Genomic DNA, 2426 nt, shown 5'->3' with positions numbered 1-2426 from the left:
GCCTTGCTGATCACCGACCCTTGGCGCGCCCGGCACCACTTCTCGGCAATTGGTAGAACTTCACGTGCAATCCTCTGGAGAAGCTCCTCTGGTAGGGAAAAGAGATGTAGCTCGATTTCTGTGCTGGTGAAGCTCCTCTTGGTTGGGGCTATTGTAAGGATGATGAATGCGCGCCCATGCGAGAGCGAGAAGCTTGATGGTGGCTCTTTCTCTAATGCTTTTAATATATCGGCTCTCTTGGATTCCCTCCACTGCTCCGTCTTCCCAAACACATTCGCAATCTCGTCGAGGTGGTTAAGGATCACAGAGCCTAGTTCTCGGAAGAGCGTTACTCCATCATCTTCTCCCTCGAAGCGAAGGAACAATATCGCATTCTTCCTCATACGCTCGTAGTATATTCTCCCACAGAATAGTATATCAACTATCCGTTCCTTTACGTCCTCCTCCCCTAGGAGTAGCGGTATAAGCCTAGGTACATCTATGGGCTCAAACATCATGACCTTGTACAGCTCCTCGGGTATTGGCATACGTAATCCTCACCGGGTTCACAGTTATTATAGTTTCACCTGGGTGAAGGGCACGACGCAGGTGCGGACGTTCTCGCGGGCCCAGTACGGTGGCTTGTACGCGAGGGGCGCGGAGTCCTCGTAGTGTTTAACGTACTCGACGGGGATGGGGCGCATTGCAAGGCCGTCCTTGACTAGCCCGTACTCTTCATCAGTCTCCTCAACTACAACTCTCTTGACCCAGCCGAAGCCGATGTTCGTCTCCTTGCCTAGGGCTGGAACCAGGTTCAATAGTCTGCGAAGCTCCTCGGCCTCCCCTGTCGCGTAGAACGTAACAGTCCTGGCAGGGATGTATACTGCTTTCAGCATGAAGTCCTTGAAGAAGCCCCTGCCACGCGAGATCTTTCCTCGCGGGAACGGGAAGTCCCCACGCTTGTAGTAGTGGAAGACGGAGGGCTCTCCATCAATTAGTGAGACTGAGGCGACGAACAAGTCCCGCCACCGCTTCAAGGGCACTTCCCCTATCACATCATCGACAATGTTTGACGGCGTCTTCGAGGGGAGAGTATAGTAGTTGTCCCCAAGCCTCTCCTGTAGAAGGACGTGAACCACGAGTGAGTCAAGGCTCATCCACGGGAATGCTAGCGAGATAGGCGTCCTCATGAAAAACGTTATTTTTACGGGTTCCATCATCCACCACAGCTGTGGTCACAGCCTCTGCTTCAGCTCATCAATGACCTTCAATATCTCATCCTTGTTATTCTTGACGAAGTCAAGGTAGGGCTGGTCGCTCGCGTTTGAAGGCCACTCATAGTTAATGCTTAGTCTTCCGAAGCCGACACTCGACTTTCCGCCGATGAATGGCTGTTCAGTCCACAGCTTCACGGCTCGGTAGAGCGTTGCGAGGTCGATTGGGTCGCTTGAGTCGAGTATAAGCTCGTGGTAGAACTCGGTGCCAGGCGCGAAGCACTCGTACTCAACCAGCATCTGCACGGCCTCCTCATTTTCCTCGCGTTTAGCACGCAACTCGTCTCTCCGTGTCTGGAACGCCCTACTAATTAACGTATAGAAGGACGTGTTGCTTGGAATCCCTGTATACTCTACAAGCTCCTTACAGATTGGTAAAGCATGCATGACGCGTACACGGCCCTCAACCATCTGATTCGCATATGACGCACCGAAGAGCCTGACAGGGAGGATGTATTTAACCACGCGGGACTTCAACGATAGATCCACCACGGCGCTCTCCGACTCCTCCACCTCCGTCAATACGCCACCCGCGAACAACGTGTGGTACAGCTTCTGGTCGGCCTTCTTCTCAAGGTCAAGCTGGTAGCCCACCAGGTTTAGGAAGTCATGCGACAGCAGCCTCCTAAGCCTACCGCGTACCTGGTTTCCCGATATGATCGGGACGTCGGTGGGCCTTCCATCCACGATGAACTTGATACGATTCAACAGGACGACGGAGCCCGTCTTCTCGTTCCCACCATGATAAACAGGTGTCAACGCTTTTAAACGACCAGTAATCCTAACTACCATTCACCTCACCCCTTTTCTCCTCCCCCTCCCCGCTCGGCTCATCCGGGGACTGTTCATCACCCTCGACCACAGCTGTGGACTTCCCACGAAGCTCACGGGACTTAACCGAGGCTTTCAACACAATAACCTTTGTCCATCGCCGAACCACGTCCATTGCAAGGTCGCTACACCCCCGCAGTCTTTCAAGAGTCTCCACCGGCACGACGACCCCCTGGATCGACAAGGCGTTCGCCAGTCGCTGCAGGAAGGACGCCGGGTCTGACTCGTACTTCGCGTATTCTACGCGGTGCTCAAACACGTCGATGTGCTTACGGCCCCTAATCTTACGCCACTTCACAGCGTTCCACACGTGTGCAAGAACCTCCACCCACATCTCCTCCA

At 53.8% G+C, this 2426-nt stretch carries 4 protein-coding genes; all 4 read right to left on the bottom strand.

All coding sequences use genetic code 11. From position 1 onward, the window contains the following. The coding region (locus tag ACP5KC_RS10130) for a hypothetical protein (protein WP_428287494.1) at positions 1–527 on the bottom strand (527 nt) is incomplete at its 3' end. Positions 528–554: 27 nt separating this feature from the next. Further along, the gene (locus ACP5KC_RS10125; protein WP_428287493.1) at positions 555–1196 is read right to left on the bottom strand and encodes a hypothetical protein; all 642 of its coding nucleotides are present in this window, start codon (positions 1194–1196) and stop codon (positions 555–557) included. An 18-nt stretch (positions 1197–1214) separates the two neighbouring features. Further along, positions 1215–2045, bottom strand: a complete 831-nt coding sequence (locus ACP5KC_RS10120; RefSeq protein WP_428287492.1) for an RAMP superfamily CRISPR-associated protein — start codon at positions 2043–2045, stop codon at positions 1215–1217. Beyond that, on the bottom strand, positions 2035–2426 hold a 392-nt coding region (locus ACP5KC_RS10115; RefSeq protein ID WP_428287491.1), incomplete at its 5' end, for a hypothetical protein. The genes ACP5KC_RS10115 and ACP5KC_RS10120, both read right to left, overlap by 11 nt.

This window comes from Infirmifilum sp. (genome assembly GCF_049970975.1).
Classification (GTDB): Archaea; Thermoproteota; Thermoprotei; order Thermofilales; family Thermofilaceae; genus Thermofilum; species Thermofilum uzonense.
Note: the sequence above shows the minus strand (reverse complement) of the source record. Positions and strands in the feature narration are given on the sequence as shown.

Coding starts and splice junctions, on each gene's coding strand:
- ACP5KC_RS10125 (WP_428287493.1), bottom strand. CDS start 1,196: ATGGAACCCGTAAAAATAACGTTTTTCATGAGGACGCCTATCTCGCTA.
- ACP5KC_RS10120 (WP_428287492.1), bottom strand. CDS start 2,045: ATGGTAGTTAGGATTACTGGTCGTTTAAAAGCGTTGACACCTGTTTAT.